The following is a 24,868-nucleotide window of genomic DNA, read 5'->3' on the forward strand; positions in this document are numbered from 1 at the left end:
AATTCAATTATCTAACGCCTCATCAGAGGCTGGGGTCTGACCGGCGATGAGACCGGCGACCATGGCGGTTTTATCGGCATCCCCGGCGATCTCAAAGGCCCGCCGGGCGAAATGGAGTTTTCCCAGGGACAAAGCCCGGTCAGCCAGCCGGCGCCAGACTTCCGGCTCCCGGTTGCCCAAGCGGGCCAGCAGGAAGGCGTCGCCCGTTTCCAGGCTGTAGGCCTTGAGCTTTTCCAGCGCTTCCGTGACCCCGCCTTTTTGAAAGAACTCCAGGGCATCTTCCCGCCACCCCAGCTCCAGGAACTTGAGGCCATAATCCCGGCAAGAAGCAGGGCTTAACATCTTATCGTTCAAAAGTTGCCTTTTCTTTAGGCAATTCGGTACCCCAGAGGGTAACGTCGGGGATGCAGAACTCAAACTCCACTCCTCATCATATATATTATCTTTTTTATATAAAATATCTTGCCGGGTATGTAAACCGTAATTTTCCGGGTCTCGGTTCACCGGGAGCAGGGGAAGTTATTGACTTTCGCGCTCTCATTGGATATGTTAGACGTACGTTAGAGTTTTTTACCTAATTATTTCGGTATGTTCAAGGCTGGGGCCCCCAGGAGTAACGGGGCGGATGAGCCGCCAGCGATGCAGGGGCGGCTCCTTTGTTACGGCGAGAGCCAAGCCACCGGCAATATTTTAGGAACTCATGTTCAAACGGTTACTGGAGCGCTTACGCCTGGATCGGGGCCGCCATACGGCCACGGTGCGCGTCGATTTTTTCCCCCAAAACCAGGTTACCCCTCACATTTCCTGGTTGAGCAGTCAGGACCCCGATAGCGATGCCATTCCCCTTATCCTTTTGGTTTATGCCCGCATCCTCTATGAGCTGGCAGAACTGAATGAGATGCGGGTGGCCCGGGAATTGATCCGGTTCCTGGACCAGGTCTGCGAGCGAGTGCTGGACAGCGATGGCCCGCCTCGTCGGCCCCGTCTGCCCCTGGGTCAACTGCAATTAGCCGAAGAACCCGGACGGCCCGCCATGCGGTCTTATCAGGCGGAACTCTACGAGTTTAAGGCCGGCGGCTACCGCCTGGAGTTTCAGGGCAGCCTGGGGAAAGAGGGGTTCTATTTGCCGGGGGCCTTCCTGGTCCTGCTGCAATCCTGCCTGGACAATCTGGGGGACGACGCCTTGCGCCGTCTGGCCCGGGGTCTGGTGCGCCTCCATCTCTACTACCGTTATCGCCGGGACTTTTGGGACGGGGGAGCCCTCATCTCCGGCCCCCTCTTCGCCCTGGGAACCGAGGAAATCCGACCGGAAGAGGCCACCCCGGAAGTGTGAGGGAGCGGTCAGGGTTCAGCCGTCAGAAATCAGTGAAGAGCAACCTTGGGTGCCACAATATCAGGCGATTGAAAACTGATGGCGAGCCCTTCGGCCACTTTGGCCCTTAAAAGAAGGCATCGATATCCATCATTGCGGGTAGAACCCTGACGACCTGAATCCCGTCATCAATGGGCACATAGAAAATCAGATATTTGCCGATCGGCAGACTGCGCAAGGACGGCAGCAGTTCATCACGGCTCATGCCCATATTCGGGAATTGCGCCAGCGTCTGGCAGCGATCTTCAATTTTATCAAGGAACCGGTCCGCGGCGTCTGCATTGTCCTGGGCTATATACCACCAGATATCATCGAGATCGGTTTCAGCCTGCGGGAGTTTAAGAACTTGCGGCATCGGGGTTTATTTCTCTGGCTCTGCCGCTAGTCGCTTGCGCCCCCGTGCCTTAATGTCGCCGATATCCAATGGCGTTGCCTCCCCACTGTCCAAGCCCTTCTTAATTTCTGCCCTCAACTCTTCAAGACGCAGGGCCTTTAAACGGTCGCGTTCTTCAAGAAGGCGCAGGGCTTCTCGCAGGACTTCGCTCGCTGAAACATAAAGCCCGCTGTCCACTTTCCTTTTGACCAATTCTTCAAGCTGTGGCGTTAGTGAAATGTTCATGGCGCTTAACTCCTATTGCTAATATGTCGCCGATAACATAAAATGTCAATAATTGTTATTGATTTAATTTATTCAACAGTCCATATTTGCGCCGGATCGTAGCCTTACTAGTGGTGGGCCTGCGAATCGCCGCTCAGTTTCTTCATCGCCTTGGCAAGAGTCGGCAAGTCCTTGATGGTTTCCCCGGATTTCTGCTCGGCCAGGCGCAGCTCATAGAGCTTTTGCAGGTTCATCCAGAATTCCGGGCTGGTCCCGAAGAAATGCCCCAGGCGCAAGGCCGTGTCCCCGGTCACGGCGCGCTGGCCGTTCAGGATTTCGGTGATGCGGTTCGTGGGCACCTTAAGCTGCCGGGCCAATTCAGCCGCGCTCATGCCCAGTTCTGTAAGTTGTTCGGCAAGATGTTCGCCTGGATGTATGGCACTGCGTCCCATGATGCACCTCAATGATAATCGATTATTTCAACGTTGACCGGCCCCGGCGTGCCTTTCGGCCTATCGAAGCAAATCCGCCATTGATCGTTGATACGGATACTGTATTGGCCCCTTGCGGTCGCCCTTAAGCGCTTCGAGACGGTTGCCGGGTAAGTCCAAATCGAGGAGCGAGATGGCTGCGTCAAGCTGGTCGAGCCTCATTTCCGCTTTGCGCTCGAACCCGGCGAAGGCTTTGACCCATTTGCCTTCTGCGAACTCGCGCGTGCGCTTGTCTCTGAAGCTCACGATCATCAGTCTAAAATATAGGGTAAATTATGCGTTACGTCAAGGATAATTAGTTAGGGGAAATTGATCAGGAGACCCGAAGGGGCCGGGCGCGGGTGTTCAAGCCGAAATGCGCTGGAGCAAGCTGGCCTTGATGCGGTCGAATTCCTCGGGGCTGATGACGCCTTCGTCCCGGAGCCGCATGAACTCGCCCAGTTCCTCCCGCAGACGTTCCGGCGGTAGCCAGGCTTGTGTATCTGGCGGTTCCGTGACCAGGGCCGCAGGGGCTTCTAAAGCCAGGGGCTGAGGCCGTCCCCCGGTCAGGGCGGCCTGGGTCAGGCGGTCCGAGCCGCTGTAGCGCAGGGTGAAGACGCCGTTCATCAGGGAGATTTCAACGTCCTTGCCGCTCTTGGTCGCCTCTCGCATCAGATCCTGGAAGTCGCCGGTCTGAGAGGCCATCTTGGCCTTGATGATCCCCCAACGGCGGTAGATGCGCCAGACGGCATAAGCCAGCAGGCAGGCGAAGCCCGCAAAGATGTAGGTGTTGAAACCAATGATGCCGGTGAGCCATACCAGGCCGATGATCAGGACGAAGGGAATGGCGATGAGAAAGATCAGGAGGCTGTAAAAATTGGCCAGGTTCCCAAAGGTAGAGACCGAGGGGTCAACCGGATCTTGCTTAAAGCGGGAAAAGAATCTACCCATTTTATAAGGTTCCACTACAGATTAAGTCAGATTTTCCCTAAGGGTACCATTTTTGGGCAAACTTGCAAGCCTCAAGGGAGCGCTGAACGTTGCAGCGCGAGCGGTACCCCAGGGGATACTGCCTTGTTTATTTAAAAAACCGCTTTGCCAGGAGATATTCAGAACAGCCCCAGAGGCGCCAAAAGAAAAAGGCAGGGTTGGCTGCGACCCTGCCTTGGCTCTAAGGAGGCAAGCAGTTACTTTCTTGCTTTTCTCCTCCAGCTAACCAGCCCCAGGAGACCCGACCCCACGAGGACCAGGGTGGCAGGTTCGGGAACCGGCGTGCAGGCATAGTGGAACATATTCTCCCACACAATGGCATTGTTGCTTCCCGCCGTAATCAGGGGTTTGGCAGCATTACCAAAGTCGTCCCAGGCATCCATGTCCGTGAGGAAGACCACGTGCCCCAAGCCATACACGAGTGTGGCCAGCGCGGTTTCGCCGGGGTCGGTGGAGTGTACCCCGATGGCTGTGGCCCCCGAGACCGAAGAAGAGAAAATCTGGCCATAGGAGGTCACCGAACCCGCGGGTCCGTCCCAGATAGGGCTGTTCGCGGTTTTATCGACCGCAGTAACCGTACCGCCGATACCAAACCCGCCCGGGTTGTAGGTTACCCCAAAGATTGCGGCCAGGGGGTCAGCCGCCGGATAGAACGAGTTCCAATCCCGTTGCATCACCAAGCCGCCACCGCCGGCGACAAACGCCTGGACATCAGTCAGTTCCTGGGCAGTAAAATCCGTAATCACAGCTCCGGTGTACAGGACGCAAGCCCTGGCGATATTGGCGGCCAGGAAGCGGTCCGTGGTGCTGATGGTAAAGCCGGCGTTCTGTAAGGTGGTGGTGGCGTTAGTCATGGCACTGCTGGTTAAATAGCGGGGTCCGCCTTCTTCACCTTCATCGCCGGTTCGAGTGCCATCCAGGCTGACGATGAGCCCGGCGCCATAGGCCGGGCCGGTTATCCCCAGCGTGCTTACATAAACCAGGAGACACAAGGGGATGATTAACCAAAAAGTTTTTTTCATCGGGCTCCTCCTTTCCGGTTGGGGGGTTTAATAAGGTTGCGATAGATTTGATTATAATTAAATAATTTAAATAATAAGTCAATATATTTTATAAAATATAAATTATTAAAAAATAAGGGATTATGATTAGCTTTGGCGGCGTTTTGACCACAGTGAGAAACACAATAGGTCTCATAAATTGAGCCTTGCCGGAATCGCAACTGGGGTTCAACGATTGGAGAAGAAGGGCGGGGGTGTCCCGCCCTGATCGGAGAGTTAAGAAAACGATGAACTCTGAGGTGGAGGTGAAAGGGCTGGAGCAGTCCCCGGGAATTTAGTGGGCCCGGAAAAAGGCCCGGAAGGCCTTGAAGGTCATGTACAGGTCGGCCTTGGAGGCCACCTCAAAAGGCGAGTGCATGGACAACAGCGGGGTGCCGCAGTCGATGATCTCCATGCCGTACACCGCCAGGTATTTAGCGATGGTGCCGCCGCCCCCTTCGTCTACCTTACCCAACTCCCCGGCCTGCCAGACAACCCCGTGCTCCTGGAAGGTCTTGCGAATCCAAGCCACGTATTCGGCGTTGGCGTCGCTGGTGGAATATTTGCCGCCGCTGCCGCCATACTTGTGAAAGCAGACGCCGTACCCCAGGCGGGCGGCGTTGCGCTTCTCATGGACTTCCGGAAAATCCGGGTCCAGGCCCCCGGTGACATCCGCGGACAGGGCCTTACTGCTCATGAGCACCCGGCGCCGGGCCTGGGGATTTTCGCCCTGAAGTTCCAACAGGGTTTCCACGACTTCATGCAGGAGGCAGTTTTGGGCGCCCGTATTGCCTTCGCTGCCGATTTCCTCTTTGTCGTAAAACAGGGCCAGGCAGGTATGCTCCGGCTCCTGGACGTCCAGGATGGCGGCCAGCGAGGCGTAGGCGCAGGAGCGGTCATCCTGGCCATAGCCGCCCACCAGGCTACGATCCCAGCCCAGGTCCCGGGCGGGTCCGGCCGGCACCACTTCAAGTTCGGCGCTGATCAGGTCTTCTTCCACAATGCCATACTGGTCTTCCAGATATTTCAACAGATGGAGCTTGACGCGCTCCTTGGTCTCGCTGTCTCCCAACGGCAAGGAACCTACCAGGACATTGAGCTTTTCGCCTTCAAAGGTCTCGGAAACCTTTTTATCCATCTGGACCTTGCGGGCCAGATGCGGCAACAGGTCCAGCACCGTAAAGACCGGGTCGCCCGGGTCTTCGCCGATGGTGAGCTGCACGCGGGTCCCGTCGGCCTTGAGGACCACCCCGTGAATGGCCAGGGGCCGGGCCAGCCACTGGTATTTCTTGATGCCGCCGTAGTAATGGGTCTTTAAAAAGGCCAGGTCTGTGTCTTCATAGAGGGGATACTGCTTTAAATCCAGGCGGGGTGAGTCAATGTGGGAGGCCACCAGGTGGATGCCCTCGGTCAGGGGCCGCCGCCCCTGGACCACCAGTACGATGACCTTGTTTTTATAGTTATAAAAGGCCCGGGGGCCGGACTCATGCCGGGACAGATCCACGAAGCCCAAGGCCTTGGCCTGGCGTTCGATTTCGGTCACCGCTTCCCGCTCGGTTTTAGCGCGGTCCAGGAAAGTTTTGTAGTGGTCACCGAAAGCAAAGATGGCGGCGCGCTCGGCCGCATCCACCTTGTCCCATACCATGGTCTGGGTGACGGCCAGGCGGTCCCGCAGTTGTTTCAGTTCGTCTTTATCGTTGACTTCCATCTTCGAATTATCCTCCCTAGGTTGCAATCAATATATGGGATCCGGTGCAGTCACGGTGTGAAGACGCACTCTATATTAATGTTCCGAAAAGCTTCTGAGTAAATGCAGGAAACCCGGCCTGTGATGTCCAAACAGGCTTGAAAGCCTGCGTCACCAAACCTTTTCATAATTTACAGATGGGCCAAAGGCTCATGAACCACTGACCTAAAAATAGCACGATTCTGCATGAGAAACAACGGCGGCAGCAGAATACAACCCTGGGGCAGTTGACTTAAGGGCGGAAAATTAATAAATTTATTTGATGAAGCGCCAGCAACGCGAGAGTGGCGGAATTCGGCAGACGCACTGGATTTAGGTTCCAGCGGGATAACCGTGGGGGTTCGAGTCCCCCCTCTCGCATACCTCGGTGGGGGAAGACAGACCGGGGGCAGCCCTCCTGAACATTAATTAAGAACTAAAAAAATCAAAATTCGACAAGATTGTGAGCCAAGAAATGACAGAGAGCGCAATGAAAGTGGAGATGGAGAATCTCAGCGAAGTCAAACGGAAATTAAAGATCGAGGTGCCCTCCACTGAGGTGACTCAGGAAGTGGAGCGGGCCTACCGGGAATTGGGGAAAAAGGCCAAAGTCAAGGGTTTCCGGCCGGGTAAGGTGCCGCGGTCCGTCCTCGAGATGTATTACCGCAAGGAGATCGAACAGGAGGTGTCCGATAACCTGGTGCGGCGTTCTTTGGGGGAGGCTCTGAAGGATAAAGACATGGACCCCATCAACCTGAACTGGCCGGAGGCCCTGCCGCCGGTGGTGGCCGGGCAGGATTACCGCTACACGGTAGAATTGGAGGTGTCCCCGGAGTTTACCGCCCAGGACTACTTAGGCCTCAAACTGGCAGCGCCTGAGGTAGAGGTCGCGGAAGACGAAGTGGACAAACGCCTGGAGGAGATCCGGCAGCACAACGCCCTTCTGAAACCACCCGCGGTAGACCGGGGGGCCCAGGAAGGCGATTTCGTGGTCCTGGACTACCAGGGCTACTTCGCGGGCGAGCCCGTGGAGGGCGCCAAAGCGGAAGGGAGCGTCTTCGAAGTGGGGAGCGGCAAATTCAACGTCGATTTCGAGAGCAACCTCATAGGTCTCAAAGAAGGAGCCGAAGCTCGCTTCGCCGTGTCCTTGCCCGACGATTTCGCCAATCCCCTCATTGCCGGCAAGGTAATTGAATTCCAGGTGAAGATTATTGAAGTGAAAGAGAAGGTGGTGGCTGAGCTGGATGATGCCTTCGCCCAGAACCTGGGGGGAAACTTTCAGACCCTGGCTGACTTGCGCATGGCCGTGCGAGAGGATATTATTAAAGGTAAAGAACGGGAGAGGCAGGCCCACCTGGAAAACCAGGTGGCGGATCAATTGCTGGCCAAACATGAGTTCGAATTGCCGCCCTCCCTGGTCCAGCAGGAACAAGAGAATATGTTGCGGGATCAAATGGAGCGCTACAGCCAGTACGGCATGAACGTTGCAAATATGGATACCGGCAAGATGGCCGAGGTCTTAAAGCCCATGGCCGAGCGCCGGGTGCGGGTCAAGTTGGTGCTGGCGCGGATCGCTGACCAGGAAGGTCTGACAGTGGATGACGCCGAAGTGGACGCGGCGTTGGCCAGTATTGCCGTACATAGCGGCCGGGACGTCGCTGAGGTGAAAAAGTTCTATGAAGAACGCGATCTCAAAGGCATTCTTCAGCGTGAGTTGCTGGATAACAAGACCATGAAGATGGTGCTGGATAAAGCCGAAATAAGTGCACTCGCCGCATCCGCCGGCGAGGTGACCGAAAAGGAGTAGAATGCCGTTAATTCCCATCGTAGTGGAGCAGAGCAGTCGGGGGGAGAGGGCTTACGATATTTATTCCCGTCTGCTTCGAGACCGGATTATCTTTCTGGGGACGGCCATCAATGATGATGTGGCCAATGTGGTGATCGCCCAGTTGCTGTTTTTGGAGGCCGAGGATCCGGATAAAGAGATTAACTTTTACATTAATTCCCCTGGGGGCCTGGTGACCGCCGGGATGGCCATATATGACACGATGCAGTATATCAAGAGCCCGGTAGCCACCCTGTGCATGGGCCAAGGCGCGTCCATGGCGGCGTTGCTTTTGACCGCGGGCGCCAAGGGCAAGAGATTCGCTCTGCCTCATGCCCGCATCCTGATTCACCAGCCCTTGGGCGGGTTTCAGGGTCAGGCCACTGATGTCGAAATCCAGGCTCGGGAGATTTTACGCCTGCGGGAAGATCTCAATGAAATCATGGCTAGCCATACGGGCCAACCCATTGAGCGCATCCATCAGGATACGGAGCGGGATTTTTACATGTCCGGCCAGCAGGCCAAAGAATATGGCTTAATTGACGAGGTCATCACCCATCGGGAAACTGGGATCATGTTTCCGCCTAAGCATCAGGACTAGGCCCCGAAGGGGACTAAAGAAAAAACCGCCGGCTGCCGATATAATCAAGTAAGCATAAACGGCGGCGGCGAAGCAAAGCAGCCAAGCCCTGGAACCAACTAATTCGGGGTTTGCGGAGGAAGAAACATATGAGTAAACGCGGTACCGATAAGAGTGCCGATCTGTTGTGTTCTTTTTGCGGCAAAAGCCAGGGCGAGGTGAAAAAACTCATTGCCGGCCCCGGTGTCTACATCTGCGATGAGTGCATTGAACTGTGCAACGATATCATCGCCGAGGAGTACGAAAAAGACGAGGCCAAACATGCCCGGTTATCGATTCCCGAGCCCGCGGCCATTAAGAAGGAAATCGACGAGTACGTCATCGGCCAGGAACGGGCGAAAAAGATCCTGTCCGTGGCAGTCTACAATCACTATAAGCGCATCAATGCCGGGGTGGACCTGGACGGCGTGGAACTCCAGAAGAGCAATATCCTGCTGATAGGCCCCACGGGCTCGGGCAAGACCCTGTTAGCCCAGACCCTGGCCCGCATCTTAAACGTGCCCTTCACTATTGCCGACGCCACCACATTAACTGAGGCCGGCTATGTGGGCGAGGACGTGGAAAACATCATCCTCAACCTGCTCCAGTCCGCAGACTACGATGTAGAGAAGGCCTCCCGAGGCATTGTCTATATCGATGAAGTGGATAAAATCGCCCGCAAAACCGACAGCCCCTCCATCACCCGGGATGTCTCCGGAGAAGGAGTGCAGCAGGCCCTGCTCAAGATCATCGAAGGCACTATGGCGTCTGTCCCTCCCAAGGGCGGCCGCAAGCACCCGCAGCAGGAGTTCATCAAGGTGGACACCACCAATATCCTGTTCATCTGCGGCGGCGCCTTCAACGGCCTGGAAGATATCATCGGCGCCCGCACCGGCCGCAAGTCCATGGGCTTCGGGGCCGATATCCAGAGCCGGAACCAGCGGCCCCTGGGGGAGATTCTGGTAAAGGTTCAGCCCCAGGATTTGTTGAAGTTCGGGCTCATCCCCGAGTTTGTGGGGCGCCTGCCGGTGCTGGCCACCCTGGATGAACTGAATGAAGAAGCCCTGGTGCGCATCCTTAAGGAACCCAAGAATGCCCTGGTGAAGCAGTATCAGAAACTCCTGGAGTTGGACCGGGTATCCTTGAAGTTCACCGATGGCGCCCTGGAAGCCGTGGCCCATGAGGCCCTGAAGCGCAAGTCCGGGGCCCGGGGGCTGAGAGCCATCCTGGAGCGGGCCATGCTGGACCTGATGTATGAACTGCCGTCGCTCAAAGATGTGCAGGGATGCCTGATCAACGAGGACTTCATCATCAAGCATGCCGCTGCGATACTCACTTACCGGACGGCGGAAGATTTGTCCTGGGATAAACCCGGCATGGCGGTGCAACAATGATCTTTCGGTTACCCAAGAACCGCGGCGAAGGGGAGAAACGCAACCTGGTGACGGTCCCCATGTTGCCCCTGCGGGATATCGTTATTTTTCCCCACATGGTGGTGCCACTGTTTATCGGGCGGGAACGTTCCATCCATGCTCTGGAATATGCCATGGGGCAGGAAAAATATATCCTGCTCTGCACCCAGAAGGATCCCCGCAAAGATGAACCCCGGGAGGGTGAGATTCACCGGGTGGGCACCCTGGCCGCGATCCTGCAGCTCTTGCGCCTGCCCGACGGCACCGTCAAGGTCCTGGTGGAGGGCAAGGGGCGGGCCATTGTGCGCCAGTTTTTGCCCATTTCCCAGTTTTTCCAGGTAGAGGCCGAAGAACTCCCGGAGTCCTGGGAGGTTACGTCCGAAACCGAGGCTCTGCGGCGCACCGCTACCGGCGCGTTTGAGACCTATGCCAAGCTGAACAAGAAGGTTCCCCAGGAGGCCCAGCAAAGCCTTGTGGGAGTGGAGGATCCGGGGCGGCTGTCCGACATCATTGCCGGGCACCTGGCCATCAAATCCGACGAAAAACAGGCCCTGCTGGAAACCCTGGATGCGGTCCGCCGGCTGGAACAGGTGGTAGGCCTGGTGAACCGGGAAAATGAAATCCTCCAGATCGAGTCCCGCATCAAGAACCGGGTCAAGAAGCAGATGGAAAAGACCCAGCGGGAATATTATCTCAATGAGCAGATGCGGGCCATCCAGAAGGAGATGGGAGAAAAAGAGGATCTCAAGGGCGAGATTCAGGAACTGGAACGGCGCATTCGCCGGAAGAAGATGAGCGTCGAAGCCACCACCAAGGTGAAGCATGAGCTCAAGAAGCTGAAGCTCATGAGCCCCATGTCGGCGGAGGCCACGGTTTCCCGGAACTACATCGATTGGATTTTATCTCTGCCTTGGTACGAGAAGACTAAAGATAAACACAACCTGGAAGAAGCCGAGCGCATTCTCGAAGAAGACCACTACGGTCTGGAGAAACCCAAGGAACGCATCCTGGAACACCTGGCGGTCCAGAGCCTGGTGAAGAAGATGAAAGGCCCTATCCTCTGTCTGGTGGGGCCGCCGGGCGTGGGCAAGACCTCCCTGGCCAAATCGGTGGCGAGGGCCATGGGACGGAACTTTGTGCGGCTGTCTCTGGGAGGCGTGCGGGATGAAGCCGAGATTCGCGGCCACCGGCGCACCTATATCGGGGCGCTGCCCGGTAAGATCATTCAATCCCTCAAAAAGGCCAAGACCAACAACCCAGTCTTCTGCCTGGATGAAGTGGACAAAATGAGCACCGATTTCCGGGGCGACCCCTCTGCGGCGCTCCTGGAAGTGCTCGACCCGGAACAGAACTTTGCCTTTAACGATCATTACCTGGATGTGGACTACGACCTGTCCGAAGTGATGTTCATCACCACGGCGAACAATCTCTATTCCATTCCGCCACCGCTCCAGGACCGGATGGAGATCATCCGCCTGGCCGGCTATACCGAGGTGGAGAAGCTCCTGATCGCTGACCAGTTTTTGGTCCCGAAACAGTGCGTTGCTAATGGCCTGAGCAAGGAAAATATCCAGTTCTCCGAGAACGCCATTCTCACCGTGATCCGGCAGTACACCCGGGAAGCTGGCGTGCGTAACCTGGAGCGGGAGATCGCCTCCATCACCCGGAAGGTGGCCCGGGAAGTGGCGGCCAAGGGCCGGGAGCATCAGGTCAAGGTCAGCAGTCAGATGGTGGCCAAGTATCTTGGCGTCCCCAAGTTTCGTTTTGGCCGTACCGAAGAGGCCGACGAGGTGGGTCTCACCACTGGGTTGGCCTGGACTGAATTCGGGGGCGAACTCCTCCATACCGAAGTCGTGGTATTGCCCGGCCGGGGCAAGCTCTTGATCACCGGCAAACTGGGAGAGGTCATGCAGGAATCGGCCCAGGCGGCCTTGAGCTATGTGCGTTCCAAGGCCGAGAACCTGGGGCTCGACCCGGACTTCTACCGCAAGATCGATATCCACGTCCACGTGCCGGAGGGCGCCATTCCCAAAGATGGCCCGTCCGCCGGGATTACCATCGCCACCTGCATTGCTTCGGCCTTACTGAAGATTCCGGTGCATCGGGACGTGGCTATGACCGGCGAAATCACCCTGCGGGGGCGGGTCTTGCCCATAGGCGGCCTCAAGGAAAAAATCATTGCGGCTCACCGCCACCAGATGAAGACCGTGCTCATCCCCCGGGATAACGAAAAGGATATCAAGGAAATTCCGGCCCGAATTCTCAAGGCGGTAGAGTTGGTGCCGGTGGATCATATGGACGAGGTCTTGAAAAAGGCCCTGGTCCTGGATGATCCGGAGAGTCTGTTCAAGGCGGTTCCGCCGCCGGTGCCCCCTGAAGCGGTCTACGTGCCGGCCGAGGTACCCGGCGCCGAGATTCAGGCCCATTAACCTTGATTGGGGAAAAGGGAAAAAGGCGAAAAACCAGAATCCCTCGATTTTCCGCCTGATTCGCAACGCAGTAAGTTTTAGGCGATCATCCCTTATAGAAAAATAGAAAAATGCCGGGGCCGGATTATCTTGAGGGTAATCCGGCCCTTGGCGCGTGTGATGCCGGAAGGGGAGGGGGGCTTGGTTTCTCCCGAGTAAATCTCATGGTTGCGGACCCAAAAGGTGTATAATACCAAGTTGCGGTCATACAGGTAATTATAGCTTTTGTAGGGGCGGACCTATGTGTCCGCCCTCAGAGTGGTCGCACATGCAAGTGTGCCTCTACAAAACCGAAGCTATTTTTACTTCTATGAGCGCAACTTGGTATAATACCCTCGTCCTACCAACTTTGAACTTTATAGACTCTGATAATCAAAGGGGGTGCATATGAAGCGGAAAGCGCGGCGACTTATCGTGATCCTGGTAGCCTTTAGCCTCGTGGGTTCGGGCTTGGGGTGGGCTCAGGATAGCGATGTTGTCAGGTTGTTGAACACCGGCTTTGATTTTTTGGAACAGGGTAATTACAACCAGGCTCAGAAACTCTACGAAGAGTTGCTGAAAAAAGATCCGACCCAGCCCCTGGCCCTGAACAACCTGGGGGCCATCATGGTCAAGCAAGGCAAGTATGACCAAGCCTTGGATTATCTCCGGCGGGCGCTGCCCCGGGCTAAAGGGTTCAAAGTGGCCATTGACCGGGTGTGCAACGTTGACAGCGTGTGCGCCGCCTGCCGCATAAGCGAGAAGCAATTCGGATCCGAAGACCTGGATGGGGTGGTGCGGAGTAACATCCTGATGGTTGAAATGGCTAAATCCTCCAAGCGGGGAGTGCAGTGACCGGCTCCGGTTCACACAACGCCACTTAACCCCCTCCCAGCCGCGAATCCATTTCTAAGCTGCTTTACGGATGCTGGCCTCAATTTGCCCTATTGTGCGGAGAATAGTTATAATAGTTTAAATGCAGTTTTCCTCCAGACCCTGAAAGGCCCAAATCTCTTGCATCTCATCGGCCTATCCTTATGAACCGGCAGTCTTTCTTCACCCTCCAAGCCCTGGTATTCGGTCTGGTGGCCGCGGCCCTCACCACGGTGTACATCACCCAACCGGTACTGCCCATCTTGCAGCGGGAGTTCGGCGTCAACCCCTCCCAGGCTTCGTACACGGTGTCGGCGGTGATCCTGGGAATCTCCCTGGCCAACCTGCCCTTCGGCATGCTGGCGGACCGCTTCCCGGTACAGCGTCTCATTCTGGTGGGAGGCGGCGTGGTGGTGGCCTGCGGCCTGTTTTGCGCGGTCACCTCCAGTCTGCCCCTCCTGGTGGGAGCCCGGTTTGTGCAGGGCCTGTTTGTTCCCGCTCTGACCACCTGCCTGGCGGCTTACCTGTCCACCAATCTTCCCCTGGAACGGCTGAATGTGGTTATGGGCTCATATGTGTCGGCCACGGTGGCCGGCGGTCTGGGCGGCCGTCTGTTGGGAGGCTGGATTCATCCGCCCCTGCATTGGCGCTATGCCTTCGTCACTGCTTCTATCCTGGTGCTCATCGCCACGTTAGCCGCGGTGCGGTGGCTGCCGCGGGGGAAATTGGCCAGCGAGGACGATACGCAGGGAGACGGGTTTCTGGCCCTGCTGTCGCAAGTGAAGTTGCGGCGCTCATTCCAGGTGGCCTTTGGGGGATTTTTCGTTTTTTCCTCCATCTTCAATTACTTGCCATTTTATCTCCATCAGCCGCCCTTCAATGCTTCCACCCAATTAATCACCCTGTTATACTTGGCCTATCTCATCGGGATCTTCACCGGCCCCATGGCAGGCAAGCTCAGTAACCGCATCGGCAACGGCGGCACCATGGTGTTGGGATCGCTGGTCTTTGCCCTGGCCATTGCCCTAACCATGATCAAATCGATCCTGGCCATAGTGGTGGCCCTGATGCTGGTCTGCGCCGGCTTTTTCTCGATTCACGCCTCGGCGGCGGGCGCCTTGAACCGGAGACTTACCGGCAGTCGCGGCCGGGCCAACTCCCTGTATGTCCTATCTTATTACCTGGGAGGTGCCGTCGGCATCACCCTGAGCGGCTATGCTTATGGTTTGGCGGGCTGGTATGGGGTTGCCGGCCTGGGCTTGGTGATGCTGACCGTGCCTCTGGTTACCGGCTTTAAGGAAATGCGGGAACCTGCGGATGGTGCTAAGCTCGAAGAAGAGTTGAGTACCGGCGTCTGATCCGCGATAATAAGCGTTAGGGATTCGCTCTCAAGGAACTCAGCGAGATTTTATCAAAATGATAAAAATACTCTTAACATTTTTGACACGGTGTGGTCTATATCAATGAAACCAGTAAAGAAAGCCCATGACTGATGATCAGCTCGTGGCCCAGGCCCAGGAGGGAGATCTTCCAGCCTTCGAAGAACTGGTGAAGAAGTACCAGCGAGAGGTTTACGGCTTGGCGTGCCGCATGGTATCCGATGCGGAGGAGGCACGGGATCTGGCCCAACAGGCCTTTCTCCAGGCCTTTATCCACATTAAGAGCTTTCGCCGGGACGCACAGTTTCGCACCTGGCTCTTTCGCATTGCCATTAACCAGTGTTACAATTTTTTAAAGGGTCGTAGAAAGTTTGGTGACCCGATAGATTGCGATGAGCTGAACCTGGCAGGGGAGGGGGCCTCTCCGGAAGAGGATCTGGTCAGCCAGGACGACCGCCGGCGTCTCCACGCGGCGATGGCGCAATTGCCCGCCAAGCAGCGGGCGGTGATCACCCTAAAAATCGAGCAGGGCCTGTCCTATCAAGAGATTAGCCAGATTCTGGGCGGGACTGCCGGAGCTGCCCGAGTCAATTACTGTCAGGCATTAAAAACTTTAAAGAAACATATGCAGAGCGAGGACGAGCATGAGGTGGCAATGCGCCCTTCTACAACGGTGGCTTCCAGAGTATCCCGACGGTGATCTCCCGGGGTGGGGGAAGCGGTGGCTGCACGCCCATGTGGCCCAATGCGCCATCTGCCGCCGGGAATTAGCGGGACTCAAGGAAGTGGTCACCGCCATTAAGGCGGCGCCGGCTAAGGAGCCCGGATCAGAATTCTGGAGCGACTTCTCCCGGGATATGCATCTGAAGTTGGCCCAGGCCGCGCACGAGACCGCACCTGTGCCGTCTGCTCGCCGGTGGTTCAAGTTGCCCTACCTTGTGGGAGCGCCGGCCCTGGCGGGTTTGCTGCTATGGGTGGCGGTACAGTTCACGGGGCCCGGTGCCCCGGTGCAAAATCAGGCCTTGATAATGCCGGAAGTTAAACAGGAAAGGGCCTTAGAGATGGCGACGGCTCCCAAACGGGCGCCGGCGCCACCAGCGGCGGCTGCTGTACCGCTTGGCGAGGTGGAGCAGTTCGTGCCAGTAGCCCTGGAGGAAGGAGCGACCCTCCCGGCGGAGGAGGTAGATATTTCCGGCTGGGATCTGGATTCGGAGCTGGCGGGAATGACCGACCAGGAGAAGGAAATATTTCTCAAGAAAATGCATCAACGTGCGAAGGATGGGTCATGCCTCGAAAAATTTGCCTTGTGCTCCTGGGGCTAATGCTGGCCGGCATAAGCTCGGCTTGGGGGCAGCCGGGCCATGAATTTGGCGGCGGCTTTCAAGATCGTCTCATGGAAGTCAAGCGGGGACAGTTGGGACCAGCCCTGGGAGTCGATCAGCAGACGGTAAACAGACTGCTGGCCATCGATGAGCGCTATAAGCCGATTCGTCGCCAGCTAATCACGGGCATGAAGACGGATTTCCAGCGCCTGCAGCAGCTCATGAACCAGCCCGGCCCCTCGGAGCAGGAAATTAAGGTGATTCTCAGCGACATGAAGCGCAAGCGCCTGGAAATGCTCAATCTGCAACAGCGCAAGGATGAAGAGGAAACGGCCCTTCTCACCCCGGTACAGCAAGCCCGTTATATTATTTATCTTATGGGCCTGGTGCGGGAGGCCCGGAACATCAAAGGCGGTACGGGTGGTTCGGGCGGACCTGGCCGCATGGGCGGTCCCAGCGGAGGTGCAGGCGGACCCGGCGGCATGGGGGCGCCAGCCTTCCGGCCATCCGAGATCCCTGTGTCTCGTCCCCCCCAGTAAGGGCAGGGCGCCAGAAAACCAAGATTTCTGCCATTATCAATGCTCGAAAACTGGTAAGGACCTGAGATTTGCAGGTCTTCTGCCAGTTTTTTTATCGTCCTACTTGCAAAATCATGGTTCAGAAAGCTAAAATAGTAACGTTGCCGGAGTGGTGGAATTTGGTAGACGCAGAGGACTCAAAATCCTCCGAGGGCAACCTTGTGCCGGTTCGAGTCCGGCCTCCGGCACCAAGTAATTTCAGTAAGTTAGATGGGTTTTAGGTCGTCAGGCCTAAAACCCTTTCCTTTAATTGAGTGTGAATCTGAGTGTGACTCTCCCCTGGCTTGTTCATAGACGGCCATCGCTGCAAACTCAGATTGGTTGATGGAGTGTAGATAGATTTCAGTAGTGGTTCGGTTCTCGTGACCCAAAATCCGCTGGATAGACCCAAGGGGAATGTTGCAGTTGTCCATCAATGAAGCTCCGGCATGTCTTAACGCATGGAAACCGAACCGTCTTATTCCGGCCTTGGCGCAAAGATTTTTCAAAACTTCCCGCCGATCTTTAAACGGACCAACCTCCCTCTCACCACTTGATTGATCCACATAACTATGCCAAAAGACCCAGGGGATATTTCTTTCCCGTTCTGAAAACCTGCGGGAAAGGATATCGAAAACTTTCTGGGTCATCGGCACTTTCCTTGGAGTCAAATGCCCACCCCGTTTTTTGCGGGTATAAAGCACCACATATTTCTGTTCGAGGTTTACGTCATCCCAAGATAGGCGATTGACTTCACTGACCCGAGCAAAAGTGTCCCTTAAGAGCCACAGATAATCCTGGACTTCCAGATCAGCCAAGGCGATCAACTTATCGATATCTTCCAGCGCAGGTATATATTTAAGCTTCTTGGCCATCGGCAGGAAACTCAAGCCAACAACAGGGTTGTCGGTAACCCAGCCCTTCTTTTTCCCAAAATTAAACATGGCTTTGAGGTAGCGGATTTCCTTATTGGCAGTAAAGGCCGAAACTCGGCTACGATCCAGGATGAACCGCTCAACCATATCCCGGGAAATTTCACTGCAACTGAGTTCCTTCCACTGCCTAACCCATTTTCGAGCCGAGCTTTGATACACGTGGTAATAAGTGGCCGAGTGATAAGCTTTAACGTGATCTAACCTTCTATTCACCAGGTCCAAGAAGGTTATGTCGGTTGAGATTGTCTCCACCGGCTTCGCTGGGGGTGGGTTCAAGACCTCTTCTCTTTTTTGTATTTCTGCCTGTTTTGCCTCCTTTTTGGTTTTGAAATATCGGGACGTGTACCTCTGTCCGTTGAGGGTGAAGTCGTGTTTCCACCCTCTGCCCTTCTGAAAATAGACGCTCATAGAGGTCCTCCTTCCCAGGGAAGAATAGAGAACCCCCAAGTTTCCTGCCTCCCAGTACCTGCCAGTGCTTATAGACCCAGCTCTGGCTTTTCCGAAGGTACCGAGCGACCTCCTCAGGAGTCATTATGTTGGTTTTAGAGAATTTGTCAAACTCAACCATTTTGATATCCAGCTACTGGACAGTACATTCAGAATTTCATTGACCTGATTGATTAATGGTTTTAGGGTATCTTGAATCTTTAGTCGAAATCGCATTTGTCTGTTAAAAAGCAACAAACATGCCTATCACTAACTCATTGATATTATGAATCATTTATAATAGCGAAAAAATTGGGAAGAGTTCAGCATATTTTGGGAAGAGCTCAAATCCTGGGGGAGAAAGCTTTGGTAGGAATTCCAACCTCAAAGGCTATTAAATGAACCTAGATTAGCTTGTGGAAGAGCTTCGACGCATAGTCAAAATAGGAGGAAAAAAGTATGGGCTCTGAGGTGGCTAAAATAAAGGCAACTGGCGATGAAATTGTTGGAGTATCCAAGCATATAAAAAGTCTTCGGAGAAATATCAAGGAAGCGGCTCAGGGGGATAAGGATGTTTTGATTTTGGGACCTTCAGGAACTGGAAAAGAACTGGTGGCAAGAGCCATTCATCAACAGAGTCAGCGTAATACAGGTCCTCTTATATCTCTTGATTGCGCCGCAATTCCGTCCGAACTGTTCATTAGTGAATTATTTGGACATAAAAAAGGTTCTTTTACCGGGGCTTATCAGGATATGAAGGGGAAAGTAGCTGAAGCCGAAGGAGGGACTCTATTCTTAGATGAAATTGGGAATCTCCGGCCGGATCACCAAGTTATGCTTCTCCGATTCCTTGAAGAGAGAGCATATAGGATGGTGGGTGGCAATGAATTAAAAAAAACCAATATCAGAATCATATTTGCAACTAATAAAACAAATTTGGCTACGGGTTCTGAAGGTCATTTTAAAGAAGATCTTTATTACCGAATGAATCAACACATGATAATAACTGAGGCATTAAAAAATCGATATGATGATGTTGTTTTTTATGTTAATTACTTTAATAGGAATATTAATGTTAGGACCAAATGTTTATTATATTCATATGGTTTTCCTGGAAATGTACGCGAATTATTAAATCTCGTCGAACACAGCTCTTCTTATGTAAGGGGTTATATTAGGATGCGTTTGGCGGAGCAACTTAAAATTAGCAATGGAATGGAAGCTAAGGCACAAGAGTCCAGTTATTGGAAAGGCTATTTATCTAATTATGTCGTTAACGAATCATATGAAAAGGATATACTTTATTCAACATTTGTTTTTAACAGAATGCACATTAAGAACCTTAAGAAAATTGTGGACCTGTATGAAATTATTACTCTTTTATCTTATGCCAAATTAACCAAAGTGGCGACAAGGGATGTGTTACATATAAGGGATGAGAATTTAACCCCGAAGATTTTCAGAGAACGATTCGGATATAGTTTGCCAGAGGGGAGAAACATAACGATTGGTAATGATGAGACAGATTGCAGAAAGCTACCGAGGGAACCCATGAAGTTATACCCAGAATTTATTAATTTTTTTGAATTCTATCAATATGTTAACCTTGATCGAAAAAAATAGCCTTCTCTTCTCATTCCTAATTCTTCCCATAATATAAAAATCTCTTCCCAAAAAATTTACCCATTAAATAAAGTAATTATTTAAGCTACTTATCAAGTGGCATGCCACTTGCTTTTTATTTTTGCGGACGCGTCGTCATCACCCCCTGACGGGGTGCGAGGAGGTTGACCGGTTTTAAAGGTGGGCCTTGTTGGTAACGCCGGCTCAGTGAGTACTAACAACTTAACAGGGAAGAGGGCGCTCTCTTTAATTCTAACGTTCCTTGAGTCTCATATGAAACGAGTGAACACCTCAGAGAAGGAGAAACAAGACCATGGAAGAATTAAATTACAACCTTCCAGCCTGCTATCGGCCTAACAATTTCGACGAGTTGTTAGGAAACGAGGGTGTGAAGAGGGTTTTAAAAGCGTACCAAAAAAACCCCAATCGCCCTAAATCGATAATGCTTTCTGGCCCAACTGGAGGCGGCAAGACCACCACCGGCAGGATATACGCCCGAACCCTTAACTGTAGCCAACTGACAGAGGGATTTAATCCCTGCGGACAATGCCCCTCGTGCCAGATGCCATTACAAGGGTGTGGGAGCATCATCGAAGTTAACTGTACGATGCGGAGGGGACTCGATGACATGAGGCAATTGATCCGGGTGTCAAACCTTACTCCTCGGCAAAATTTTCGGATCCTTATCCTAGATGAGATCCAAGGAGCTACTTCTGAAGCTCACAACGCTTTGCTTAAACCTCTTGAAGAGCCGCCCGCCCTCACCTATTGGATACTCTGCACATCCGAGCCCAATAAGGTGCCAAAGGCAATAGCCGGCCGGTGCGTACAGTTGGCGCTAACCTATCCACCTCCAGCGGCCCTCCAAAACCGGCTCCGGGAAATAGCTCGGAAGGATTTTGGTCGAGATATTGCCCGCCTTTTACGGCCGTATTTGCTGGACATTATCGATCAATGTGATGGCCAGCCGAGAGCTTCTATCGAGCTGATGGGGGTGCTCGGAACGGCCCTATCCGTGGACAAGAAGGCCTTAAGCAATCAGCTGCTGGCCAAACAGATCGTGGAGAGCTTCCTTGACGATCTCTAGACACCATGCCTCAGTGTGAGTTGTTGCTTTAAGCAAGCATCACACTGGTGGATTTGATTTGGTCGGCCAAAGGCCCCTGGCATGCCGCTGTGACGTGTCAGGGGCCAGTTGGCACCGATCGTTAGATACACGAGCATGGATGGTGTGGACTTTATTGGCCTGAACTGGAGGGTAATGGATGGTAAAGATGAACGTTTAACACCGATGTGGAAGGGTGTTGCGCGGTTGCGCGGTTTTTCAAAGGTAAGTCAGGTGTCACCAAGAAAAATCGGTTTCATGTGGAAATGTACGATTTGTACCAATCTCCATAGCAGGGCCGCGCCATTGATTGTTCATCATGTTGCCCTTTGCCAATACTCCTGGATGTAAGCACAAGGATATCTCGGCTACAGGCAACGTAACTCAAATAGGAGATTTCTCCATGAAGCATGCCACTTCAAAAACTGCGCAACCGCGCAACACTAAGGGTTGTTCCTTAAAGGAATATGCCCTGGTTACTCAATTACCCCGGAAATTTCTCAAGGGGCTGGGGCTTGCTAACTCCATCTCCCATGGAATCCGGAACCTATCCCTTCCTTATTATGGCGTAGACGGAAATATCATCAACACCAGGTATCGGACCACTCTGAGGGCCCATGGGGAGTTTCTATGGGCAAAACAGGACGAGGAGATCCCTTACGGCCTCTGGAAACTGGCCGAGGCCAAGGAAGCCGGATTTGTCGTTCTGGTCGAAGAAGAAAGCGCTTGCCATACCCTCTGGTACAAAGATTTCCCGGCCCTTGGGATACCCGGACCAAACACCTGGAAGAAAGATTGGGAGTCAAGCCACCTGGAGGGCATACCGACGATCTACGTGGTCATTCCTCCAGACCATGGTGGAGAAGGCATCCTGACCAGGCTGAAGGAGTCATCCCTTTGCGGCCGTATCAAGGTTGTGAACCTGGGCAAGCACCGGGACCCGAGCACTCTTTACCTTGCGGCGCCGAAGGAGTTCCAGGGGCGGTTCAAAAAAGCCCTCAAGACAGCAACCCCATTGCGGCCGATAGATATGAAGGCAATCAACCACATAGCCCAGAGCAAAAACATCCTGAAACTGTTCACCGACGACCTAAGGAAATGCGGCATCATCGGGGAGAAGCATGGGTGTAAGTTAATGTACCTCTGCGTCACCACCCGCTTCTTCCTTGAACCGGTTTCGGTGGTGGTGAAAGGGGATTCGAGCGGAGGCAAATCGTATACCACCGGGGGAGTCCTGAAATTCTTTCCCTCGGACGCCTATATTGACTTAACATCAATGTCGGAGAAGGCTCTCATTTACGCCGAAGCATCTTTTGAACATCGGTTTCTATGGATTTATGAAGCGGCTGGCTTGGAGAACCCGTCAGTAAGGTACCTGATCAGGACCTTATTGAGCGAAGGGAGAATCAAGTACATGGTTACCGGAAATGTCTCTGGGGGACGCGCGAGTAAGACAATCGAGAAAGAAGGGCCTACCGGTCTTATCCTGACCACCACCTTGAAGTTCATCGGGGAGGATCAGGAAAACCGCCTTCTCTCAATCCCTATCAACGTGAGCCCAAACCAGACCAGACAAATTCTGGTGGGCCAGGCGGAAGAAGCTGGAGGGGAAGTGAATTCATCGGACCCAAATGGGGTTGGGGGGGAGGTGGATTTATCGCCCTGGCACGAGTTTCAAGAATGGCTCAGGCAATCCGATCAGCGGGTTATCATCCCCTATGCTCCGGCCTTGGCAGAGTTGATAAACCCGGTTGTCTTGAGGATACGGAGGGACTTTACCAAGGTCTGTAACCTGATCAAGGCGCATGCTTTGCTGCACCAGTTAAACCGCGACCGTGACCCGGCTGGAAAACTCATCGCCAAGCTAATCGATTATTCCCGGGTTTATAAGCTCATACATGGCCACCTTCAACTGGCTCATGAGACCGCTGTCCCGCAACACATAAGGGAACTGGTAGAGGCGATCAATAAGGCCAGCGAAGCACATGATTTCCAGGGAATTTCTGGGAAGAGATTAGTCCAGAATCTTGGGATCAACAAGTCAAACGTTTCCCGGGGGGTAAAAGAGGCCCTGGAGAAGGGTTATATCCGGAACCTCGAAGATAGGCGCGGAAGGCCGGCGAAATATGTTCTAGACAACCCCCTTCCGTCAACCAGGGACATTCTCCCGTCACCACAGGAGCTCAAGGCACACTGGAAAAAGAAAAAACCCGGCAAAGGGGACCGGTGAACTGCTAAAGTTTTGGTGTAAATTGGCTTGAATAATACAGGGGTGGCAGCTTTTGATGGGCTGCCATCCCAATCTCCCAATGGATGTGATGCGGTAGACATCCCGTCTAACCACCATAAAGCATCTTTAGCCGGTTTTCCTTGACGCTTCATCAAGACCTCAAGGGACAGAACACCTACGGCCTTGTATCGGAACCTGAAGGTGATCAGAAAGACGGAGGAGGCTTCGTGGACACCATCAACCAGCAGTGGTAGGCGCGGACACAAACGATTTCCTCAGCCCTGTCGAGACCAGGGCAGCTCAATAAAACCTTGTATCCGAAAAACCGGATGTGGTACAGATTTTTATTTTTTTTCCATTCCTGGTTTGATTGTTTTTTGTAAGATTAACAAATCGCTGGCAGGTTATTGAGTCAGAAAACCAGATATCTCATTAAGTGGGGAAAAAAGTGGAAAGAGCGGGGAAGAGAAGGAAGGGGCCTCGGATTATATCAAAGCATGAGCAGCATAAAATTAACTCTGGCAAACGTCTGCAGCAGAGAATAATAAATACCACCTTACGAGGCATTACAGAACTAAAGGTATTAATTCATAGGTCTGTCTTCTCCGGATTATATGGTTCCGAGAAGCTAGAACGAGCGATGGGAAACCAGGAAATCAAATGGATTCCTAATAAAACACGGGCATTTTCTAGCTACTCATATAAGGCCAATATACAACTCGAACAGGGTGAAGTCGATATATTTTCCTTGCGTAAAACTTTTGGACCTTCCTGTATAATCGCCACCGCTGATTCGACTTATGACATGCTTCACTACCTGCGTAAGTCTCTTCCTAACTTAAAAATATACTCACTCGAATATGCGATCGACCACTATTGCAAAAATCCTGAGGCCGTCGCTGACATATTTTATCTTTTAAGACGCTACCTCTATAGAAGAAATGCGAAACTTACCTCAATGGTTGGTGGAAAGTTCTTTGGGTGGCAAGATTGGTTGAAAGACTTGAGGGAAAGTAACGCAGTTTATTATATTCAAATGGGGAAAAAATCAGGGAAGCATATTAAGGTCTACGAGCGGGGCCCAGACTCAAAGAAACTCTCTGGCACCAAAGAATGGCGTCACGAAGACGTAGACCGAGTCCGCATTGAATTTAAGCTCAAACGCTTAGCAATTACCAAGAAATACGGCCTCAGCACCTTGAAACAATTGCTGATGGCCCCTAAGTTTGCCGATATTGCTTCGGAGTATGTTCAGTTCAAAAACTTCAAGTTCTCCTCAGAATTGCCGCAAGACTGGGATGATTACCTATCCGAGGACGGTCAGGGGAACCTGGAAAGTTTCATGCAAGAGGTATTATCAGCCAAAGATAAAGACAAGGTCAAGAACGTCATTCAGTATGTTGAAGATAACCAAAGAATGCAGGTCCTTAAAAAGCGTATCATTGAGGCTGCAGAGGCATTTGATAAACATTGGGGCAGAGGATCTTACCGAATCGTCAAATAATGTTGCTGCAAAAGCCATAGTATAATAAGCAATAGTATATGTGTAACACTTAAATCAACTACTTGAGCCCTTCCTTGTTACTCTGTAATTCTACCTGACATTCCATAACTCCAGCAAGTGAACTGTACTTTGCCCACAGCTTGGTGAAATGCTACATGCCATTGGCTTTGTCGTTGTTGTTTGACCCCCGGATTTACTTGTGCAAGAGGGGTGTTTTTGGCTTTTGTCTGCCCCGGCCAACTTTCGTACCCCTGGTTTGGCGTGAGTGTGCCACTGGTCCCGCCAAAGTGGCCCCTGACCCCAACCGTTTTCGCCGCTGAACTGCCAAAGCCCACCCGGAATACCCCAAAACTGCCATGTAGTCCCGCCGACCATAGCTTTTCAATGCCTCAGACCACCAGCTAGGGACTTTTGC

23 protein-coding genes and 2 tRNA genes are annotated in these 24,868 nt (G+C 53.3%); 16 read left to right on the forward strand and 9 right to left on the reverse strand.

Annotated elements, in window-relative coordinates; all coding sequences use genetic code 11:
* Positions 1-3: 3 nt before the first annotated feature.
* A complete protein-coding gene (locus WC600_05755; protein ID MFA4902235.1) occupies positions 4-354 on the reverse strand; it encodes a hypothetical protein in 351 nt (116 codons plus the stop codon).
* 346 nt (positions 355-700) lie between these two features.
* Between WC600_05755 and WC600_05760 the strand changes: the two genes are divergently transcribed.
* On the forward strand, positions 701-1,333 hold the full coding sequence (locus WC600_05760; GenBank protein MFA4902236.1) for a hypothetical protein: 633 nt from the start codon (positions 701-703) through the stop codon (positions 1,331-1,333).
* A gap of 106 nt (positions 1,334-1,439) precedes the next feature.
* Here WC600_05760 and WC600_05765 read toward each other — a convergent pair whose 3' ends face one another.
* From WC600_05765 to WC600_05795, 7 genes are all read right to left on the reverse strand, one after another.
* Positions 1,440-1,727 carry a type II toxin-antitoxin system RelE/ParE family toxin gene (locus WC600_05765; protein ID MFA4902237.1) on the reverse strand — a complete coding sequence of 96 codons (288 nt, stop codon included), beginning with the start codon at positions 1,725-1,727 and terminating at the stop codon, positions 1,440-1,442.
* Positions 1,728-1,733: 6 nt separating this feature from the next.
* Positions 1,734-1,991, reverse strand: a complete 258-nt coding sequence (locus tag WC600_05770; protein MFA4902238.1) for a type II toxin-antitoxin system ParD family antitoxin — start codon at positions 1,989-1,991, stop codon at positions 1,734-1,736.
* A gap of 107 nt (positions 1,992-2,098) precedes the next feature.
* Positions 2,099-2,422 carry a HigA family addiction module antitoxin gene (locus tag WC600_05775; protein MFA4902239.1) on the reverse strand — a complete coding sequence of 108 codons (324 nt, stop codon included), beginning with the start codon at positions 2,420-2,422 and terminating at the stop codon, positions 2,099-2,101.
* Between the two features lie 60 nt (positions 2,423-2,482).
* Entirely contained in the window at positions 2,483-2,713 is a 231-nt protein-coding gene (locus WC600_05780; GenBank protein MFA4902240.1) for a hypothetical protein, read from the reverse strand.
* A gap of 93 nt (positions 2,714-2,806) precedes the next feature.
* Complete coding sequence (locus WC600_05785; GenBank protein MFA4902241.1) at positions 2,807-3,391, reverse strand: SHOCT domain-containing protein; 585 nt, start codon at positions 3,389-3,391, stop codon at positions 2,807-2,809.
* A gap of 236 nt (positions 3,392-3,627) precedes the next feature.
* Positions 3,628-4,452: a PEP-CTERM sorting domain-containing protein gene (locus WC600_05790; protein ID MFA4902242.1), complete on the reverse strand. Its 825-nt coding sequence runs from the start codon at positions 4,450-4,452 to the stop codon at positions 3,628-3,630.
* A 313-nt stretch (positions 4,453-4,765) separates the two neighbouring features.
* Positions 4,766-6,178 (reverse strand): aminopeptidase, encoded by a 1,413-nt coding sequence (locus WC600_05795; protein ID MFA4902243.1) that lies wholly within the window; start codon positions 6,176-6,178, stop codon positions 4,766-4,768.
* 317 nt (positions 6,179-6,495) lie between these two features.
* On the opposite strand from WC600_05795, the gene WC600_05800 reads away from it, so the two are divergent.
* The 11 genes from WC600_05800 to WC600_05850 all read left to right on the forward strand — a co-directional run bounded on the left by WC600_05800 (position 6,496) and on the right by WC600_05850 (position 16,842).
* A tRNA-Leu gene (locus WC600_05800) sits at positions 6,496-6,577 on the forward strand.
* A 94-nt stretch (positions 6,578-6,671) separates the two neighbouring features.
* The gene (tig, locus tag WC600_05805; protein ID MFA4902244.1) at positions 6,672-8,003 is read left to right on the forward strand and encodes a trigger factor; all 1,332 of its coding nucleotides are present in this window, start codon (positions 6,672-6,674) and stop codon (positions 8,001-8,003) included.
* 1 nt (position 8,004) lies between these two features.
* Entirely contained in the window at positions 8,005-8,622 is a 618-nt protein-coding gene (gene clpP, locus WC600_05810) for an ATP-dependent Clp endopeptidase proteolytic subunit ClpP (protein MFA4902245.1), read from the forward strand.
* 128 nt (positions 8,623-8,750) lie between these two features.
* Positions 8,751-10,034 carry an ATP-dependent Clp protease ATP-binding subunit ClpX gene (gene clpX, locus WC600_05815; protein ID MFA4902246.1) on the forward strand — a complete coding sequence of 428 codons (1,284 nt, stop codon included), beginning with the start codon at positions 8,751-8,753 and terminating at the stop codon, positions 10,032-10,034.
* Positions 10,031-12,481, forward strand: a complete 2,451-nt coding sequence (gene lon, locus WC600_05820) for an endopeptidase La (GenBank protein MFA4902247.1) — start codon at positions 10,031-10,033, stop codon at positions 12,479-12,481. Before clpX ends, lon begins: the two co-directional genes overlap by 4 nt.
* 426 nt (positions 12,482-12,907) lie before the next feature.
* Positions 12,908-13,354 (forward strand): tetratricopeptide repeat protein, encoded by a 447-nt coding sequence (locus tag WC600_05825; protein MFA4902248.1) that lies wholly within the window; start codon positions 12,908-12,910, stop codon positions 13,352-13,354.
* Positions 13,355-13,536: 182 nt separating this feature from the next.
* Positions 13,537-14,730, forward strand: a complete 1,194-nt coding sequence (locus WC600_05830; protein MFA4902249.1) for an MFS transporter — start codon at positions 13,537-13,539, stop codon at positions 14,728-14,730.
* A gap of 127 nt (positions 14,731-14,857) precedes the next feature.
* Entirely contained in the window at positions 14,858-15,451 is a 594-nt protein-coding gene (locus WC600_05835; protein MFA4902250.1) for a sigma-70 family RNA polymerase sigma factor, read from the forward strand.
* A complete protein-coding gene (locus WC600_05840) occupies positions 15,396-16,073 on the forward strand; it encodes a zf-HC2 domain-containing protein (GenBank protein MFA4902251.1) in 678 nt (225 codons plus the stop codon). Before WC600_05835 ends, WC600_05840 begins: the two co-directional genes overlap by 56 nt.
* Positions 16,037-16,612: a hypothetical protein gene (locus tag WC600_05845; protein ID MFA4902252.1), complete on the forward strand. Its 576-nt coding sequence runs from the start codon at positions 16,037-16,039 to the stop codon at positions 16,610-16,612. Before WC600_05840 ends, WC600_05845 begins: the two co-directional genes overlap by 37 nt.
* Positions 16,613-16,754: 142 nt before the next feature.
* A tRNA-Leu gene (locus WC600_05850) sits at positions 16,755-16,842 on the forward strand.
* A gap of 15 nt (positions 16,843-16,857) precedes the next feature.
* Here WC600_05850 and WC600_05855 read toward each other — a convergent pair.
* The gene (locus WC600_05855) at positions 16,858-17,973 is read right to left on the reverse strand and encodes a tyrosine-type recombinase/integrase (GenBank protein MFA4902253.1); all 1,116 of its coding nucleotides are present in this window, start codon (positions 17,971-17,973) and stop codon (positions 16,858-16,860) included.
* A gap of 477 nt (positions 17,974-18,450) precedes the next feature.
* Here WC600_05855 and WC600_05860 point away from each other — a divergent pair, with 477 nt between their 5' ends.
* The 4 genes from WC600_05860 (at position 18,451) to WC600_05875 (ending at position 24,453) form a co-directional block, all read left to right on the forward strand.
* Positions 18,451-19,614: a sigma-54 factor interaction domain-containing protein gene (locus tag WC600_05860; protein MFA4902254.1), complete on the forward strand. Its 1,164-nt coding sequence runs from the start codon at positions 18,451-18,453 to the stop codon at positions 19,612-19,614.
* A 313-nt stretch (positions 19,615-19,927) separates the two neighbouring features.
* A complete protein-coding gene (locus tag WC600_05865; protein MFA4902255.1) occupies positions 19,928-20,701 on the forward strand; it encodes an AAA family ATPase in 774 nt (257 codons plus the stop codon).
* A 328-nt stretch (positions 20,702-21,029) separates the two neighbouring features.
* The gene (locus WC600_05870) at positions 21,030-22,949 is read left to right on the forward strand and encodes a helix-turn-helix domain-containing protein (GenBank protein MFA4902256.1); all 1,920 of its coding nucleotides are present in this window, start codon (positions 21,030-21,032) and stop codon (positions 22,947-22,949) included.
* A 436-nt stretch (positions 22,950-23,385) separates the two neighbouring features.
* Positions 23,386-24,453 (forward strand): hypothetical protein, encoded by a 1,068-nt coding sequence (locus WC600_05875; GenBank protein MFA4902257.1) that lies wholly within the window; start codon positions 23,386-23,388, stop codon positions 24,451-24,453.
* The last annotated feature ends 415 nt before the right edge of the window (positions 24,454-24,868 follow it).

Source organism: Desulfobaccales bacterium, assembly GCA_041648175.1.
Taxonomy (GTDB): domain Bacteria; phylum Desulfobacterota; class Desulfobaccia; order Desulfobaccales; family 0-14-0-80-60-11; genus 0-14-0-80-60-11.